Origin of the sequence: Cereibacter sphaeroides 2.4.1, assembly GCF_000012905.2 — a bacterium.
Taxonomy (GTDB): domain Bacteria; phylum Pseudomonadota; class Alphaproteobacteria; order Rhodobacterales; family Rhodobacteraceae; genus Cereibacter_A; species Cereibacter_A sphaeroides.
Genome location: NC_007493.2, coordinates 2,560,240 through 2,577,655, shown reverse-complemented (window position 1 = coordinate 2,577,655; position 17,416 = coordinate 2,560,240). Strand labels below are relative to the sequence as shown.

At 70.1% G+C, this 17,416-nt stretch carries 15 protein-coding genes; 7 read left to right on the top strand and 8 right to left on the bottom strand.

The window, feature by feature from the left end; translation table 11 throughout:
* The first annotated feature begins 344 nt into the window (after nucleotides 1-344).
* From trpA to RSP_RS12495, 3 genes are all read left to right on the top strand, one after another.
* Nucleotides 345-1,136: a tryptophan synthase subunit alpha gene (trpA, locus tag RSP_RS12505; protein WP_011338525.1), complete on the top strand. Its 792-nt coding sequence runs from the start codon at nucleotides 345-347 to the stop codon at nucleotides 1,134-1,136.
* A gap of 44 nt (nucleotides 1,137-1,180) precedes the next feature.
* On the top strand, nucleotides 1,181-2,281 hold the full coding sequence (locus RSP_RS12500; RefSeq protein ID WP_011338524.1) for an HPP family protein: 1,101 nt from the start codon (nucleotides 1,181-1,183) through the stop codon (nucleotides 2,279-2,281).
* A gap of 346 nt (nucleotides 2,282-2,627) precedes the next feature.
* Nucleotides 2,628-3,791 carry an alpha-hydroxy acid oxidase gene (locus RSP_RS12495; protein WP_011338523.1) on the top strand — a complete coding sequence of 388 codons (1,164 nt, stop codon included), beginning with the start codon at nucleotides 2,628-2,630 and terminating at the stop codon, nucleotides 3,789-3,791.
* Between the two features lie 4 nt (nucleotides 3,792-3,795).
* On the opposite strand, the gene RSP_RS12490 is transcribed toward RSP_RS12495, so the two are convergent.
* The gene (locus RSP_RS12490) at nucleotides 3,796-4,953 is read right to left on the bottom strand and encodes an MFS transporter (RefSeq protein WP_011338522.1); all 1,158 of its coding nucleotides are present in this window, start codon (nucleotides 4,951-4,953) and stop codon (nucleotides 3,796-3,798) included.
* 297 nt (nucleotides 4,954-5,250) lie between these two features.
* Between RSP_RS12490 and RSP_RS12485 the strand changes: the two genes are divergently transcribed.
* Complete coding sequence (locus RSP_RS12485) at nucleotides 5,251-5,862, top strand: 50S ribosomal protein L25/general stress protein Ctc (RefSeq protein ID WP_002721014.1); 612 nt, start codon at nucleotides 5,251-5,253, stop codon at nucleotides 5,860-5,862.
* 300 nt (nucleotides 5,863-6,162) lie between these two features.
* On the opposite strand, the gene RSP_RS12480 is transcribed toward RSP_RS12485, so the two are convergent.
* Nucleotides 6,163-6,477, bottom strand: coding sequence for an antibiotic biosynthesis monooxygenase family protein (locus RSP_RS12480; protein ID WP_002721013.1), 315 nt, complete (start codon nucleotides 6,475-6,477; stop codon nucleotides 6,163-6,165).
* Between the two features lie 131 nt (nucleotides 6,478-6,608).
* On the opposite strand from RSP_RS12480, the gene pth reads away from it, so the two are divergent.
* Nucleotides 6,609-7,286 carry an aminoacyl-tRNA hydrolase gene (gene pth, locus RSP_RS12475; RefSeq protein ID WP_011338521.1) on the top strand — a complete coding sequence of 226 codons (678 nt, stop codon included), beginning with the start codon at nucleotides 6,609-6,611 and terminating at the stop codon, nucleotides 7,284-7,286.
* Here the strand turns inward: pth and RSP_RS12470 are convergent.
* Nucleotides 7,283-8,047: an NAD kinase gene (locus tag RSP_RS12470; protein WP_011338520.1), complete on the bottom strand. Its 765-nt coding sequence runs from the start codon at nucleotides 8,045-8,047 to the stop codon at nucleotides 7,283-7,285. The genes pth and RSP_RS12470 overlap by 4 nt on opposite strands.
* Nucleotides 8,048-8,213: 166 nt before the next feature.
* Between RSP_RS12470 and glyA the strand changes: the two genes are divergently transcribed.
* Nucleotides 8,214-9,509: a serine hydroxymethyltransferase gene (gene glyA / locus RSP_RS12465; RefSeq protein WP_011338519.1), complete on the top strand. Its 1,296-nt coding sequence runs from the start codon at nucleotides 8,214-8,216 to the stop codon at nucleotides 9,507-9,509.
* A 67-nt stretch (nucleotides 9,510-9,576) separates the two neighbouring features.
* Here the strand turns inward: glyA and RSP_RS12460 are convergent, their stop codons facing one another.
* Complete coding sequence (locus tag RSP_RS12460) at nucleotides 9,577-9,948, bottom strand: hypothetical protein (RefSeq protein WP_002721009.1); 372 nt, start codon at nucleotides 9,946-9,948, stop codon at nucleotides 9,577-9,579.
* A 93-nt stretch (nucleotides 9,949-10,041) separates the two neighbouring features.
* On the opposite strand from RSP_RS12460, the gene RSP_RS12455 reads away from it, so the two are divergent.
* On the top strand, nucleotides 10,042-10,812 hold the full coding sequence (locus RSP_RS12455) for an alpha/beta fold hydrolase (protein WP_002721008.1): 771 nt from the start codon (nucleotides 10,042-10,044) through the stop codon (nucleotides 10,810-10,812).
* Between the two features lie 39 nt (nucleotides 10,813-10,851).
* On the opposite strand, the gene RSP_RS12450 is transcribed toward RSP_RS12455, so the two are convergent.
* The 4 genes from RSP_RS12450 to carB form a co-directional block, all read right to left on the bottom strand.
* Entirely contained in the window at nucleotides 10,852-11,361 is a 510-nt protein-coding gene (locus RSP_RS12450) for a cytochrome b (protein ID WP_011338517.1), read from the bottom strand.
* Between the two features lie 29 nt (nucleotides 11,362-11,390).
* Entirely contained in the window at nucleotides 11,391-11,567 is a 177-nt protein-coding gene (locus RSP_RS12445; protein WP_002721006.1) for a hypothetical protein, read from the bottom strand.
* 361 nt (nucleotides 11,568-11,928) lie between these two features.
* Nucleotides 11,929-13,314 carry a DEAD/DEAH box helicase gene (locus RSP_RS12440; RefSeq protein ID WP_011338516.1) on the bottom strand — a complete coding sequence of 462 codons (1,386 nt, stop codon included), beginning with the start codon at nucleotides 13,312-13,314 and terminating at the stop codon, nucleotides 11,929-11,931.
* Nucleotides 13,315-13,914: 600 nt separating this feature from the next.
* Nucleotides 13,915-17,244 (bottom strand): carbamoyl-phosphate synthase large subunit, encoded by a 3,330-nt coding sequence (gene carB / locus RSP_RS12435; RefSeq protein ID WP_017139956.1) that lies wholly within the window; start codon nucleotides 17,242-17,244, stop codon nucleotides 13,915-13,917.
* Nucleotides 17,245-17,416: the final 172 nt, after the last annotated feature.

The window sequence follows — 17,416 nt, the reverse complement described above, 5'->3', positions numbered from 1 at the left end:
ACCGGCGCGCGGTCTGCGACAGGCCTCCGCCCCCCACGGGCATCCGTCATCCTTTGGCATCCAGGAACAGCCGAGTTGACAGCCGGCAACTGCCCCGACCGGATTGCCGCGAGCGGGGGAAGCCGATGGCGGTGGCAGGGTCCAGCGCCGGATGCGCTTGCGGCAGCGCCCCGCGCCCCCCGGGACCGCGACCCGGCCGCGGGCCGGACCTGCGGATCGCTGCGGGACGGGCCTGCCTTCCGCGGCCCCGGCCTCGCGGCGGAGCGGCGCGCGGGGCCTTCCGCCCATTGATTTTCCCGCGCCGCTGACGCAAACCGGCAACCGACACGGAAGAGGGCAGGGCAATGACGCGGATCGACGACACCTTCCGGCGGCTTCGGGCCGAGGGGAAGAAGGCCTTCGTGGCCTATATCATGGCGGGCGATCCCGATCTCGAGACGTCGCTTGCGGTGATGCGGGGCCTGCCGGAGGCGGGCGTGGACATCATCGAGCTGGGCATGCCCTTCACCGATCCGATGGCCGACGGCCCGACGATCCAGACGGCCGGCCAGCGCGCCCTCGAGGGCGGCCAGACGCTGACCCGGACGCTCGAGATGGTGCGCGCCTTCCGGGCGGAGAATGCCGAGACGCCCATCGTGATGATGGGTTACTACAATCCGATCTATGCGCGCGGCGTCGAGACCTTCCTCGCCGAGGCGACGGAGGCCGGGATCGATGGGCTGATCGTGGTGGACCTGCCGCCCGAGGAGGATGCCGAGCTCTGCCTGCCCGCACAGGCGGCGGGGCTGAACTTCATCCGGCTCGCGACCCCCACCACCGACAGCCGCCGCCTGCCCAAGGTGCTGCAGAACACCTCGGGCTTCGTCTATTACGTCTCGATCACCGGCATCACCGGCGCGGCGGCCGCGCAGGCGGCCGATGTGGCGCCCGAAGTGGCGCGCATCAAGGCCGCGACGGATCTGCCGGTCATCGTGGGCTTCGGCATCACCACCCCCGAGGCCGCGCAGGACCTCGCGGGTATCGCCGACGGCTGCGTGGTGGGCTCGGCGATCGTGAAGCTCGTGGGCGAGGGCCGGCCGGTGGCCGAGGTGCTGGACCGGGTGGCGGCGCTCGCGGCCGGCGCTCACGCGGCCTGAGGCGGCCGGGCTCCGGGCGGGGCCATGCGGGACGGGAGAGGCATGTGACGGGCGACGCGGACGACGGCCGGCTGGCGCGGCTGGCAAGGGCGCTCGGGCCGGCGATTCCGGCCATCCCGCCGCGCGAGGCGCTCCGGGCCTCGGTCGGGGTGGCGCTGGCGCTGGGCCTGCTCGCGGCCTTCGTGCTGCCGCCCCACATCGATCTTGCGCACGGCTTCTATCTGGTGGGTCCGCTCGCCGCCTCGGCGGTGCTGCTCTTCGCGATGCCGAACAGCCCGCTCGCGCAGCCCTGGTCGGTGCTGGTGGGCAATGTGGCCTCGGCGCTCGCGGCGGTGGCGGTGCTGCATCTGGTGCCCGGGCCGGTCTTGGGCCTCGCGCTGGCGGTGGGGGCGGCGATCCTCGCGATGATGGGGCTGCGCGCGCTCCACCCGCCCGGCGCGGCGGTGGCGATGACGGCGGCGCTCAATCCCGATGCCACGCGCGAGCTCGGCTATCATTTCGCGCTGGCCCCGGTGGGGCTCGGGACCGCAGCGCTGGTGCTGCTGGCCTTCCTCTATGCGCGGCTGACGGGGCGGGTCTATCCGATGCGACAGCCGCACGGGCCGAACCGCTTCGGCACCCGCGACCGTCCCGCGCCGCAACGGCTCGGGCTCGGCGCCGAGGAACTGGAGGCCATCCTGCGGGCGAACCGGCAGCAGGCGAACCTCGGGCCCGAGGATCTCTCGCGCCTGATCGCCGCGGCCGAGCAGCAGGCGGCGAGCCACAGGCTGGGCGCCATCCGCTGCGCGGATCTGATGGCGCGGGATCTGGTGACCGTCACCCCCGACACGCCCGTGGCCGAGGTGGCGCAGATCTTCCGCCAGCACCGCTTCACCTCGGTGCCGGTGACGGAGGGCGCGCGGATGGTGGGGCTGATCTTCCAGATCCATTTGATCGGCGCCCCGCCCGGGGCCGAGGCGGCCGATGTGATGGAGCGCGAGGTGCCCCGCGTGGCGCCCGACACAAGCGCGGGCGCGCTGCTGCCGATCCTCGGCGAGGGGCGGATGGATGCGATCCCGGTGGTCGAGGACGACCGTCTGGTCGGGATCGTCACCCGCACCGACCTCGTGGCGGCACTGGCGACCCGGCTCGGAAGCCGGGACTGACCGGCCGGGGGGTGCCGCCCGCGGGGGCATCGAACCCCCGCAGGCGGCGTTGCCACGGACCGGCCGGCGAGGGCGGCGCTCTGTCCGTCCCGGCCTCCTGCGCCCCGTGGCGGCGCGCGGGCCGCACGGGGCGGCCCCGAGACCCGAAAAGAGAGCCGTCTGTGCCCTCTTTTGCCGTCGATCCTGCGGAGGCCGCTCGGGGACTGCGGGTCAGGCCCTGCCTCCTGCCCTGCGGCCTCCGGCCGTGCCGCCGATCCGGGAAAGCCGCCCTTGACCCCACTCCTGCGTTGATCTGGCCTCGCTTGACCGGTAAGGAAACATGACCAGTTCCAGCCCGGAGACCGCCATGCCCGTCATCACCTGCATCGAGGACCTGAAGCGGATGCACCGCCGTCGGGCGCCCCGCATGTTCTTCGACTATTGCGAGTCGGGCAGCTACACCGAGCAGACCTTCCGCGACAATTGCTCGGATTTCCAGAAGATCCGCCTCCGGCAGAAGGTCGCGGTGGACATGCTCGGCCGCTCGACCCGCTCGGAGATGATCGGCGAGCCGGTGGCCATGCCGGTGGCGCTCGCGCCGGTGGGCATGACCGGGATGCAGTGCGCCGATGGCGAGATCAAGGCGGCGCGCGCGGCCGAGGCCTTCGGCGTGCCCTACACGCTCTCCACCATGTCGATCTGCTCGGTCGAGGACGTGGCCGCGGCCACGACCAAGCCCTTCTGGTTCCAGCTCTATGTGATGAAGGACGAGGAATTCGTCGATGGCATGCTCGAGCGGGTGAAGAAGGCGGGCTGCTCGGCGCTGGTGCTGACGCTCGACCTGCAGATCCTCGGCCAGCGCCACAAGGATCTGCGGAACGGCCTCTCGGCGCCGCCGAAGATGACGCTGCCGGTGATGCTCGACCTCGCCACCAAATGGGGCTGGGGGCTCGAGATGCTGAAGACCCACCGCCGCAGCTTCGGCAACATCGTGGGCCATGCCAAGGGCGTGGGCGACACCTCGAGCCTTGCGAGCTGGACTGCCGAACAGTTCGACCCGCAGCTCGACTGGGGCAAGATCGCCCGGCTGCGCGACAAGTGGGGCGGCAAGCTGATCCTGAAGGGCATCCTCGACGAGGAGGATGCGCGCCGCGCGGCCGACTTCGGCGCGGATGCGATCATCGTCTCGAACCACGGCGGGCGCCAGCTCGACGGGGCGCTCTCCTCGATCCGCATGCTGCCGCCGATCGTGCGGGCGGTGGGCGATCAGGTCGAGATCCACATGGATGGCGGCATCCGCTCGGGGCAGGATGTGCTGAAGGCGCTGGCGATGGGCGCGAAGGGCACCTTCATCGGCCGCTCCTACATCTACGGGCTGGGCGCGATGGGAGAGGCGGGCGTGCGGCGCGCGCTCGAGGTGATCTGGAAGGAGCTCGACATCTCGATGGCGCTCTGCGGCGAGAAGGACGTGAAGGCGCTGGGGCCTCACAACCTGCTGGTGCCCGATGATTTCGAGGGCCGCTGGGCCTGAGCCTTCAGCCGCGGCGCGCCATCAGCGGGGCGAGGACGAGCACCGACAGGAGCGCCAGAGCCGCGAAGGCGAAGGCCGCGCGCAGGCCGAAGGCCGCGGCGAGAAAGCCCAGCGTCGGCGGGCCGAAGAAATAGCCGAGGTAGCCGAGGAAGGTGGCGCGGGCCACCGCGCGCGCCCGCGCCTCGGGGCGGGCGGCCTGTCCCACCATCGAGAAGGCGGTGGGCGCGATCACCGAGGCGCCGAGGCCCATGATGACGAAGCCCGCATAGGCCATGGCGGGGCTGAGGGCGAAGGCGGCGACCAGCGCGCCCAGCCCCGCCACCAGCGCCCCGGCCGAGAGGAGCGTCGCGGGCGCCACGCGGGCGAGGAGGCCCTGGCCTGCCAGCCGCGCGAGCCCCATGGTGATGGCCAGAAGCGCGGGCCCGAGGCTGCCCTCGGTCGCCGAGCCGCCGAGTGTGCGCTCGATATGGAGCGCGGACCAGGCCTCGGCCGCATTCTCGGAGAGAAAGGCGATCATCACCATCGCGCCGCCGATGAAGGGTGCCGCGCCGAGGGCCGCGCTGCCGCGCGGAGGCCGCGCGAGGCCGTGGATCGTCCCGTCGCGCTCGAACGCCATCAGGGACGCGAGCATCGCCGCCACGGCCGCGCCGCCGAGGATCGCGCCGGGGCCCAGACCCGCGCCGCGGGCGAGGCCGGTGCCGATGGCCGCCGCCGCATAGGCCAGCGAATAGACCGCGTGGCAGAGGTTCATCAGCGGCAGCCCGCGCTCGGCCTCGAGCGCGGTGACGCGGGCGTTCATCAGCACGTCGAGCGCCCCGGTGGCCGCGCCGCAGAGGATCATCGCCGCGGCGAAGGCCCAGAGCGCGGGCGACTGGCCCGGCAGCGCGAAGGCAGCCCCCATGGCCAGCACCATGAGCGGCAGCGCCCGGCGCCCGAGCGCACTGCCCAGCCGGGCGGCGGCCAGCATCGCGGCCATGGCGGCCACGGGGGCGAAGAGCATCATGAGCCCGAGCCGCGCTTCGTCCACCCCGAGCAGCGCCTTGGTGTCGGGCAGCGCCGCGGCGAAGGCGCCCCAGCAGATGCCCATGGCGCCGAAGGCGGCGAGGGCGGGACGGGCGACCCGCAAGGGGCCGCCGACTCGGGTCGGGCGAAGCGTCTGCATGGGATCCTCCTAGCCGGTTTCCCCGCGCGCGCCGAGCCCCTTACAGGAAGGATCGGAGCCGGATGGACGTCGCCCGGTGTCCCGTGAGCCGAACCCCCTGCGGGAAGGATCGGGAGCCGGAGGGGTGTCGCCCGGCTTCCCCGCCCGCACCGAACGCTCGCGGGGGGATTTTCTCGCCCCCCGCCCCGGTCATTCCGCATCGCAGGCCTTTCCTTTCGAGGCGGGATCGTCTATGGCGGCGCCTCGCGACCCCATGCACCCTTGGAGGATGGGGCGTTTTACATATGGAGAACCTCAATGGCTGGTGAAATCCCGGATTTTCAGGCCGAGGTACGGACGGGGACAGGCAAGGGGGCCGCTCGTCAAGCTCGTCGTGAGGGCTACGTACCCGGTATCGTCTATGGCGGTGGCCAGGAGCCGCTGTCGATCAACGTTCCGTACAACGACCTGCTGAACCGGCTGAAGAAAGGCCGCTTCCTGCAGACGCTGTTCAACCTCAAGGTCGAAGGCCAGGAAGACGTGCGCGTCATCTGCCGCGGCGTCCAGCGCGACGTGGTGAAGGACCTGCCGACGCATGTCGACTTCATGCGCCTGCGCCGCACGAGCCGCGTCAACCTGTTCATCCACGTCACCTTCGAGAACCACGACAAGGCCCCGGGCCTGAAGCGTGGCGGCACCCTGACCGTGGTGCGCCCCGAGGTGGAGCTGGAAGTGACCGCGGGCGACATCCCGGATCACCTGACGGTGGATCTGACCGACCGTCAGATCGGCGATGTCATCCACATCAACGACATCAAGCTGCCGGAAGGCGCGGTTCCGACCATCAACCGGAACTTCGTGATCGCGAACATCTCGGCTCCGTCGGGCCTGCGGTCGTCGGACAACGAGGAAGAAGCCGAAGAGGCCTGAGACGGCGTCATCGGACGGAATGGGGGCGCGGACCGCAGGGTCCGCGCCCTTTTTCGTTGGGCGCGGGGGGCTTCGGCGATCCGCGGCCGCCCCCCCCCCCCCCCCCCCCGACAAGGTGCGCGGACGCGCGAGCCCCAAGGGGCGTCGGTCGGAGCGCGGCCGTCCTTGCAGCGACCGGATTTTTCCAAACAGATCCGTTCCGCGGGTGCCCGGAGCGGGCGGAACAAACTGGATCGAGAAAAAGACCTTTACCACGGCCGGTCGGGCCCAAAGATCCGCGCTGCCGTTGGCGCCAGGGGATCAGGCGGAGATCGACTGGATCGAGGAGAAGACCTCGAGCTCGGGCGGGCCCGCATAGAGATCCGCGTTGCCGCCGGCGCCGCGGTGGGCGGTGCGGAAGGCCTCGGACCTGGTCCAGGCGATAAAGGCCTCTTCGGACTCCCAGGCCGTGTGGGAGGCATAGAGCCGGTAGCCCTCGCGGTCGGGGCCGCGCATCAGGTGGAAGGCCACGAAGCCCGGCACCTGAGGCAGCTGGCTGTCGCGGTTCTTCCAGACCGCCTCGAAGGCGGCTTCCTGCCCGGTCTTCACCCGAAAACGGTTCATCGTGAGATACATTCCGCAACTCCTCTGGTTGCGGAAAGTCTCAGCCCCGAATGTCCGCGGGGTCAAGGGCGGTCTCGTGGCGCAACGGGTTGCCGGACGGCCGGTGCGACCGTAAACAGGCTGGATCCCGGAAGGAGCCTGCCATGAAGCTGTTCGTCGGTCTCGGCAATCCCGGTGCGCGCTATGCGGGCAACCGGCACAACATCGGCTACATGGCGGTGGAGGCCATTGCCGCGGACCATGGGTTCGGCCCGTGGCGCGCGCGCTTTCAGGGGCTGACCTCGGAGGGGCGGCTCGGGTCTGAGCAGGTGCTGCTCCTCAAGCCCGAGACCTTCATGAACCTCTCGGGCCAGTCGGTGGGCGAGGCCATGCGCTTCTACAAGCTGACCCCCGCCGACGTGATCGTGTTCCACGACGAGCTCGACCTTGCGCCGGGCAAGCTGCGGCTGAAGCAGGGCGGGGGCCATGCGGGCCACAACGGGCTGCGCTCGATCCACGCCCATGTCGGCGAGGCCTACGGGCGGGTGCGGCTGGGGATCGGCCATCCGGGGCACAAGGATGCGGTGGCGCCCTATGTGCTGAGCGATTTCGCCAAGGCGGATCAGGACTGGCTGGCGGATCTCCTGCGCGGGATCTCGGACGGGGCCGAGGCGCTGGCGCGGGGCGACGGGGCGAAGTTCCAGAATGCAGTGGCGCTCCGGATGCAGCCGCCGAAGCCCGAGAAGCCGAAGCCTGCCGCGAAGGCACCCGAGGCCCAGGCGCCCGAGGCCGCGCCGGACGAACGCAGCGCGCTTCAGAAGCTGGCCGACCGGTTCCGCTAGACGAACTGCTCGCGGATCAGCCGCTCCTCGAGCCCGTGGCCGGGGTCGAACAGCAGCCGGTGGCGCACGGCGGGCTCGGTGCGGATCTCGACCGACACCACGTCGCGGACCGAGCGGCCGTCGGCATCCGCCATCACGGGGCGCTTCTGCGCATCGATCACGTCAAAGCGCACCAGCGCCGTCTTGGGCAGCAGCGCCCCGCGCCAGCGCCGCGGGCGGAAGGGCGCGATGGCGGTGAGCGCCAGCACGTCGGCGCCGATGGGCAGGATCGGGCCGTGGGCGGAATAGTTGTAGGCGGTGGAGCCTGCGGGCGTGCAGACCAGCGCGCCGTCGCAGACGAGCTCTTCCATCCGCACCTTGCCGTCGACCGAGATCTTCAGCCAGGCCGCCTGCGGGCCTGCGCGCAGAAGCGAGACCTCGTTGATCGCGATCCGGTGGAAGACCTCGCCCGCGCCGGTGACGGCGGTCATGGCCAGCGGGTTCAGGATCTCTTCCTCGGCCTCGGCCAGCCGCTCGCGCAGCCCGTCTTCGGCATAGCCGTTCATGAGGAAGCCCACGGTGCCGCGGTTCATGCCATAGACCGGGATGTCGAGGCTCTGGGTTTCGTGCAACGTCTGGAGCATGAAGCCGTCGCCGCCGAGCGCCACGATGGCGTCGGCCTCGGGCAGGGGGCACTGGCCGTACCGGGCAGCCATGACGTTCAGTGCCTCCTGGGCGACGGGGGCATTGCTCGCCACGAATCCGATGCGCTGTGGCGTCATGTCCCCCTCCGGCTGCCGCGGCGGCCAGTGTTGGACGCCCCGTGCGGCAAACTCAAGCCCTGCCGGGCCCGGGCTTCGCGCAATCCCGGACATGCGTCGTTTTCCTGCCTTTCTGTCGCGGCGACGATGCTCTAAATGGGCGCAACCCTTGCCACAGGAGACGCCCATGAACGCCCCGCACCGCGACGACGGCTTCTTTACCGAAAGCCTCTCTTCCCGCGATCCCGAGCTTTTCGCCTCGATCACCGGCGAACTCGGCCGCCAGCGCGACGAGATCGAGCTGATCGCCTCGGAGAATATCGTGAGCCGCGCCGTGATGGAGGCGCAGGGCTCGGTCATGACGAACAAGTACGCCGAAGGCTATGCGGGCAAGCGCTACTACGGCGGCTGCGACTATGTCGACGTGGCCGAGACGCTGGCCATCGAGCGGGCGAAGCAGCTGTTCGGCTGCGCCTATGTGAACGTGCAGCCGAACTCGGGCAGCCAGGCCAACCAGGGCGTGTTCCAGGCGCTCATCAAGCCGGGCGACACCATTCTGGGCATGGAGCTCGCCTCGGGCGGCCACCTCACCCACGGGGCCGCGCCGAACCAGTCCGGCAAGTGGTTCAACGCGATCCAGTATGGCGTGCGCCAGCAGGACCAGCTGATCGATTACGATCAGGTGGCGGCGCTCGCGCGCGAGCACAAGCCCAAGCTCATCATCGCGGGCGGCTCGGCCATCCCGCGCCAGATCGACTTCGCCCGCTTCCGGGCCATCGCGGATGAGGTGGGCGCGCTCCTGATGGTGGACATGGCCCATTTCGCGGGCCTCGTGGCGGGCGGCGCCCATCCCTCGCCCTTCCCGCATGCGGACGTGGCCACCACCACGACGCACAAGACGCTGCGCGGTCCGCGCGGCGGCATGATCCTCACGAACAGCGAGGAGATCGCGAAGAAGGTCAATTCGGCCATCTTCCCGGGCATCCAGGGCGGTCCGCTGATGCATGTGATCGCGGCCAAGGCGGTGGCCTTCGGCGAGGCGCTGCGGCCCGAGTTCAAGGCCTATGCCGCGCAGGTGGTCAAGAACGCGCAGGCGCTGGCGGACGAGCTGATGAAGGGCGGGCTCGACATCGTGACGGGCGGCACCGACACGCACCTGATGCTCGTGGACCTGCGGCCCAAGGGCGTGAAGGGCAATGCGACCGAGAAGGCGCTGGGCCGCGCCCACATCACCTGCAACAAGAACGGCATCCCGTTCGACCCCGAGAAGCCGACCGTGACCTCGGGCGTCCGGCTCGGCACGCCCGCGGGCACCACCCGCGGCTTCGGTGAGGCGGAGTTCCGCGAGATCGGCCGGCTGATCGTCGAAGTGGTCGACGGGCTCGCGGCCAACGGCGAAGAGGGCAATGCGGCGGTGGAAGAGGCCGTTAAGGCCAAGGTCGCGGCGCTCTGCGCCCGCTTCCCGCTCTATCCGACGCTCTGATCCGACAGGCGCGCGCCCTCGCGGCGCGCGCCGCTCCTTCGGGGCCTTTGCCCTCCCGTCCCGGGGGTCAGACGAGGCCGCGCCAGCGCGCGAAGCCATAGGCCGCGCCGGCCGCCACGAGCCCTCCGACGATGAGCACCCGCAGGGCGGCCAGAAGCTGGCCCGCGACGCGCGTCTTCGTGTCGATGCTGCCCAGATGGCGCACGCAGAGATCGTAATCGGCCGAGACCTTCTCGAAATCCACCTGCATCAGCAGCCGCGGGTTCTGCGCCATCTCGCCCGCCTGCGCGAGATCGCGCGCCGCGGCCCGCACCCGGCGGGGCAGGCGGCCCGCGCCGCGTCTCAGTTTCGCGGGCAGATCCTGTCCACGCACATGCAGCCGCTCTTCCATGAGCGCGGCCACTCGGTCCACCATCTGCCTGATCGCAATCGCACTCATGCCCATCCCCTCGTCAGGCGGCCAGATTAGGAAGGGTCGCGCAGGCGATCAACCGCTCTGGAAGCCCGTGCGGCAAAGGGCTAGAAGGCCGCCATGCTGAACACGACGCTCTACAAGGCGGAGACCCCGTCCGACGCCCCGCCGCTCCTGATCGCGCACGGCCTGTTCGGCTCGGCGCGCAACTGGGGCGTGATCTGCCGCCGGCTGGCCGAGACCCGCAAGGTGATCGCGGTCGACATGCGCAACCACGGCGAGAGCCCCTGGACCGAGACCCACCGCTATCCCGACATGGCGGCCGATCTGGCCGAGGTGATCGCGGCGCAGGGCGGGCAGGCGGATGTGCTGGGCCATTCGATGGGCGGCAAGGCCGCCATGGCGCTCGCCCTGACCGAGCCCGGGCGGGTGCGGCGGCTGGTGGTGGCGGACGTGGCCCCGGTGGCCTACAGCCACGACCAGATGCAGAATGTCGATGCGATGCGGAGCCTCGATCCGGCGACGGTGGCGACGCGGGGCGACGCCGACCGGAAGCTCGCGGAGGTTCTGCCGGATGCGGGTCTCCGGGCCTTCTTCCTCCAGTCGCTCGATCTGCGGGCCGATCCGCCGCGCTGGAAGCTGAACCTCGACCTGCTCGCGGCCGAGATGCCCCATATCGTGGGCTGGCCGGGGATCGAGGGCCGCTTCGAGGGGCCCGCGCTGTTCCTGACCGGCGAGTTGTCGCACTATGTCCGGCCCGAGCATCGCGAGACGATCCAGCGGCTCTTTCCGGCGGCGCGCTTTGCCGAACTGAAGGGGGCGGGGCACTGGCTCCATGCCGAGAAGCCCCGCGCCTTCGAGGATACGGTCCGCGTCTTTCTCGACGCCTGAGCCGCAGCGGTGGCGGAGCCCGGGGCTCCGCCGCAGGCCTCAGTCGCCCACCTTCCGCATCCGGTCGAGCGAGCCGTCGCGCAGCACGAACTGATGGACGAGCGTCAGGCCCACATGCACGGCCACGACGAGGATCAGCAGATATTTCATGCTGGCATGGGCCGAGGCCGCGACGCCGTTGCCGTAGAACCAGCCGACCGCGCCCAGCACCGGCATGGCGAGGATGGCGAGATAGAGGAAGAAGGTCAGCTCGTTCGTGACGAAGGCGAGGAAGCCCTGCTCGGGCGTCTTCGGCTCGAAGGCGGGGGCGGGCACGCCGCGGGCGAAGCGCAGCCCCACCCGCCAGAGCGCGAGCACCAGCACCAGAAGCCCTATGCCCACATGGGCCCAGGCAAGCGCCGGGCTTCCCGTGGGCGTACCGGTCTTCATCCCCTCGTAGACCGATGTCATCGCGGGGCCGAGCAGGAACTGCACGACGATCAGCACCGGCACCGCCCAGTGCAGCAGGATCTGCATTTTCGAATAGCCGGCGGGGGCTTCCTTCGCCATCGCGATCTCCTTCTGTGGCTGGCCGGGAATCAGGCGAGCTTGCGGGCGATGATGAAGCTCGCGGGCAGCGCCGCCACGAAGCCGATTGCCGCAGCGAGGCTGATCGGCATGAGAGTGTCGTTGCCGGTCACGAGGGCTGCCACGATGCAGATCCCCATCAGGGTGACGGAGATGAACGAGAAAAGAACCATCATCAGGCGGGTCATGGGTAAGGTCTCCGGGCTGTGGATCAGCGTGTCCGGCTACAGTCTGCCGTGGAGGACGATCCTATCGCCTTGATCCGCATCAACCCTGCGGGGGCAGGGGCGCGTCGTCGGAGAGGGGGGAGGGGGAGGTCTGCGCAGCGAAGGATGCCCGACAGGTGGGTGATCCGGTCACCGGCGCCTGCCGGGCCCCTTCGCGCAATGCGATGATACTCGTACTGTGAACCCCCGGCGCTGCAGTCGCCGGATACTCGTTACCACTCCGGCGTGCCGGAGCTTCATTATGCGCGATCCTGAATGCGAGTGCCTGCCGGAAGTGCGGCCTGCGTCACCAGGAAGCAGGCCGCGTTCCATGCATCTTTTCTCAGCCGCGGGCGGCATCTCCGCGCCGCGGGCCGCGGGCCGCGCGCTTCGGGGCCGCATGGCCGCCGGGGGCGCCCGCCGGGCGCCCGGCCCGCGGATGGGCCTTGGCGGCGCCCTGCGGCTTCGGCTGCGCCTTGGCCTGGGGCTTGCCCTGCGGCTTGGCGCCGGTCTTCGGCCGTCCGCCCTGCCGCGGCTTCTGGCCGGGACGGGGCGCCGCCGCCACGATGTCCGCGGCCCAGGGTGCGCCGCCGATCACCGGAATGGGCTGCTTGAGAAGTTTCTCGACCGCGCGGAACTCCTCCATCTCGGCCGGGGCCACGAAGGCCACGGCGCTGCCCTCGGCGCCGGCGCGCGCGGTGCGGCCGATGCGGTGGACGTAGTTCTCGGGCACGTTGGGCATGTCGTAGTTGTAGACATGTCTCACGCCGGGAATGTCGATGCCGCGGGCGGCCACGTCGGTGGCCACCAGTACGTCGAGCGAGCCGTCGCGGAACTCGGTCAGCGTGCGGTCGCGCTGGTTCTGGCTCTTGTTGCCGTGGATCGAGCCCGCCTTGAAGCCCCAGCTGACCAGCAGCTTCATCAGCTTTTCCGACCCGTGCTTGGTGCGGCCGAAGACCAGCGCCTGCTCGCCCGGATGCTTCTGGAGATAGCTCTCGAGCAGCTTCGCCTTGTCGCCCTGCGGGGTGAAATGCACCCCCTGCGCAATCTTCTCGACCGGCTTGCCGGGCGGGGCCACCTGCACCTTCACCGGCTCGCGCAGGTAGGTGTGGGCCAGCTCCTCGATCAGCTTCGGCATCGTGGCCGAGAAGAGCAGCGTCTGCCGCTTCAGCGGCAGGAAGCGGGCGATCTTCCGCAGGCTGTGGATGAAGCCCATGTCGAGCATCTGGTCGGCCTCGTCCAGCACCAGATAGCCGGTGTGGTCGAGCACCACCGCATTGCGGTCGAGCAGGTCGATCAGGCGGCCGGGGGTGGCCACCATGATGTCGGCGCCGCGGGCGAGCCGCTCGGTCTGGCGGTTGATCGAGGCGCCGCCGGTGATGGTGACGACCTTGACCGGCGTGCCCTTAGTGAAGAGCTCGAGGTTGGTCGCGATCTGGGTCACGAGCTCGCGCGTGGGGGCGAGGATCAGGGCGCGGATGGTGCGCGGCGGCGGCGGATGGCCCACGCCGAGCAGCCGGTGCAGGAGCGGCAGCCCGAAGGCCAGCGTCTTGCCGGTGCCGGTCTGGGCGAGGCCCATCAGGTCGCGGCCCTGCATGACGTAGGGGATCGCCTCGACCTGGATCGGCGTCGGTTGGGTGAACTGGGCCTTGGCCAGGCCCTGCATGAGTCGCTCGGACAGCCCGAGGGTGCTGAAATCAGCCATGGGTCTCTTTCGGTGTGCGGGCATGGGCCCGCGGAATGGGAATGTCTCCCCGGCGAGGGGGGAGGCGGGAGGCGGGGCGACACGGATGCGTCGCGGTGCCCCTGCGTGACGGTGGGAACCTGTCGGCCGGATCCTGGCCCATGCGGGCGGCTGCTCACGCGGCAGCGGATCGTCGGCGTCCCGGCGGAGATGGGGGATTTGGGGGCACAAGTCAAGCGATAGCTGGCCCGGGCCGCGCTTTCCCCCGCGGCGAGGCCGATCCCGCGGCAGGGCGGGCGCGGGCGGCCGCCCGTCCGGAGCGCTTCCGGAGGCGGCCTGCGCCCGAACCTGCCGTGAGGCGGCACCGGTCGGCGTCTCGCCTCCGATCCTTCTGTCGTTGCCCTGACCGCCGGAAAGGACATCCGGTCGTTGCCGCTCAGGTCGGTCATGACGTCCGCACCGGCCCGGCTCTGGTCCTTGCCGCCGAGGGTCGTGTCGGCACCGGCGTTCCGACCAAGCCGGTCCGCGTCGTCGCCTGCCCGGTCGCTGGTTCACCGAAGGGTCGGCGCGCTGCAGAGGGGGTGCCGGGGCGGGAGAGGAGGGTGCGCGCCCCGGCCGGGCGATGGCGGCCGGGGCGCGGGCGCGTCAGCCCTGGAGGGTGCGCACCCCGTAGCCCTCGCCACGGGCCTGCATCGCCTCGACGGCGGCGATGGAGGCGGCGGCGGTGGTGAAGTAGGGGATCTTGTCCATCAGCGCCACGCGGCGGATGTCGCGGCTGTCCGAGATCGCCTGCGCGCCCTCGGTCGTGTTCATCACCAGCGTGATGTCGCCGTTCTTCAGCCGGTCGACGATGTTCGGCCGTCCCTCGTAGACCTTGTTGACCGAGGTCGAGGCGATGCCCTGCCCGGTGAGCCACGCGGCGGTGCCCTTCGTCGCCACGATCTCGAAGCCCATCGCGGTGAGCCCGGCCGCGGCCTTGGCCAGCGCCGCGGTCTTGTCGGCATCCTTGACGGACAGGAACACGCGCCCGCTCTCGGGCAGATGCGTGCCTGCCCCCATCTGCGCCTTGAGGAAGGCCAGCGCGAAGCTGCGGTCCCAGCCCATCACCTCGCCCGTCGAGCGCATCTCGGGGCCGAGGAGCGGGTCCACGCCGGGGAAGCGGGCGAAGGGCAGCACCGATTCCTTGACCGAGAACCAGGGCGTGATCGGATCGGCGAGCGTCAGCGGATCGGCCAGCGGCAGGTCGGTGTCGGGACCCACGCCCGCCGGATAGGGCGCGCGCACCGGGAAGGCCGAGAGCGGCTCGCCCGCCATCAGCCGCGCCGCGATGGACGCAATGGCGCTGTCGGTGGCCTTGGCCACGAAGGGCACCGTCCGCGAGGCGCGCGGGTTCACCTCGAGCACGAAGATCACCCCGTCCTTGATCGCGAACTGCACGTTCATCAGGCCCACCACATGCAGCGCGCGGGCCATCTCGACCGTCTGGCGCTTCAGTTCGGCGATGGTCTCGGCCGAGAGCGAATGGGGCGGCAGGCAGCAGGCGGAGTCGCCCGAATGGACCCCCGCCTCCTCGATATGTTCCATGATCCCCGCGACATGCACGTTCTCGCCGTCGCAGAGCGCATCCACATCCACCTCGATGGCGCCCGAGAGATAGCTGTCGAGCAGCACGGGCGAGGTGCCCGAGACCTGCACCGCCTCGCGGATGTAGCGTTCGAGCTGGGCGTCGTCGCGCACGATCTCCATCGCGCGGCCGCCGAGCACATAGGAGGGCCGGATCACCAGCGGATAGCCGATCTCGCCCGCGATGCGGAAGGCCTCGTCGCGGCTCCGCGCCATGCCGTTGTGCGGCTGCTTCAGGTCCAGCTTGTGCAGGAGCTGCTGGAACCGCTCGCGGTCCTCGGCGAGGTCGATGGCGTCGGGCGTGGTGCCGAGGATCGGGATCCCCTCGGCCGCCAGCGCCTGCGCGAGCTTCAGCGGCGTCTGGCCGCCGAACTGCACGATCACGCCGTGAAGGGTGCCGTTGTCCTGCTCGACGCGCAGGATTTCCAGCACATGTTCGAGCGTCAGCGGCTCGAAATAGAGCCGGTCCGAGGTGTCGTAGTCGGTCGACACGGTCTCGGGGTTGCAGTTGATCATGATGGTTTCATAGCCCGCCGCGGTCAGCGCGAAGCAGGCATGGCAGCAGCAATAGTCGAACTCGATGCCCTGACCGATCCGGTTCGGGCCGCCGCCGAGGATCACCACCTTCTTCGCGCCCGAGGGCCGGGCCTCGCATTCCACGTCGCCCATCGCGGGGGCCTCGTAGGTGGAATACATGTAGGGGGTCTGGGCCTCGAACTCGGCCGCGCAGGTGTCGATGCGCTTGAAGACCGCCTTCACCCCGAGGTTCCGGCGCGCGCGGCGCACCTGACCCTCGTCGCGGCCGGTGAGTTTGGCCAGACGCGCGTCGGTGAAGCCCATCATCTTCAGCCTGCGCAGCGCGGCCTCGGTCACGGGCAGGCCCTTGGCGCGGATCTCGGCCTCGGCCTCGACGATCTCGCGGATGCGGGCGAGGAACCACGGATCGAAGGCCGTCGCGGCCTGGATCTCGTCCTCGGTCAGCCCGTGCCGCATCGCCTGCGCGATCAGCCGCAGCCGGTCCGGGGTCTGGGCCGAGATGGCCTTGATGACCGCGGCCTTGTCGGGGGCGCCGGGGATCTCGATCTCGTCGAAGCCCGACAGGCCGGTCTCGAGCGAGGCCAGCGCCTTCTGCATCGATTCGTGGAAGGTGCGGCCGATGGCCATGACCTCGCCCACCGATTTCATCGCGGTGGTGAGCTCCGGCTTGCTCCCCGGGAACTTCTCGAAGGCGAAGCGCGGGATCTTGGTCACGACATAGTCGATGGACGGCTCGAACGAGGCGGGCGTGACCTTGGTGATGTCGTTGTCGAGCTCGTCGAGCGTATAGCCCACGGCCAGCTTCGCCGCGATCTTCGCGATAGGGAAGCCCGTGGCCTTGGAGGCCAGCGCGGACGAGCGCGAGACGCGCGGGTTCATCTCGATCACGACCATGCGGCCGTCCGCGGGGTTGATCGCCCATTGCACGTTCGACCCGCCGGTCTCGACGCCGATCTCGCGCAGCACGGCGATGCTGCCGTTGCGCATGATCTGATATTCCTTGTCGGTCAGCGTCAGCGCCGGCGCCACGGTGATCGAGTCGCCGGTATGGACGCCCATCGGGTCCACGTTCTCGATGGAACAGACGATGATGGCATTGTCCGCGCGGTCGCGGACCACCTCCATCTCATATTCCTTCCAGCCGAGCAGGCTTTCATCGACGAGGATCTGCGCCACCGGCGAGGCATCGAGCCCCGAGCGGCAGATGGCCTCGTAATCGTCGCGGTTGTAGGCCACGCCGCCGCCGGTGCCGCCCAGCGTGAAGGCGGGGCGGATGATCGCGGGCAGGCCCACATATTCGATGGCGGCCATCGCCTCGGCCACGCCCGCATTGATGTCGTAGCGCCCGTTTTCGAGCTTCGGCGCGGCGATGATGGTGGCCTTGGGGTTCTCGAGCCCGATCCGGTCCATCGCCTCGCGGAACAGCTTGCGGTCCTCGGCCATCTCGATGGCCTCGCGGTTCGCGCCGATGAGCTGGACGCCGAACTTCTCGAGGACACCCATGTCGGCCAGCGCGAGCGCGGTGTTGAGGCCGGTCTGCCCGCCCATCGTGGGCAGGAGCGCATCGGGGCGCTCCTTCTCGATGATCTTGGCCACGACCTCGGGGGTGATCGGCTCGATGTAGGTGGCATCCGCGAGACCCGGATCGGTCATGATCGTGGCCGGGTTCGAGTTCACGAGGATGACCCGGTAGCCCTCTTCGCGCAGCGCCTTGCAGGCCTGGGCGCCGGAATAGTCGAACTCGCAGGCCTGGCCGATGATGATGGGACCCGCCCCGATGATCATGATCGAGCTGATATCGGTTCTCTTCGGCATTTGTGGCCCCACATCTATGGTCCCGCGCCGGTCGGGCTGCAGGATTGTCCGGATTCTACGCTCTGCGCAAATTGGCGCGGTTATAGACTTGCCGCCGCGCGGCGCAACCCTCTTGCGTCACGTCGCAGCCGGGCTGTCCGCGGGCCGGCCTGCCGTGCTAGATGCTCCCGAC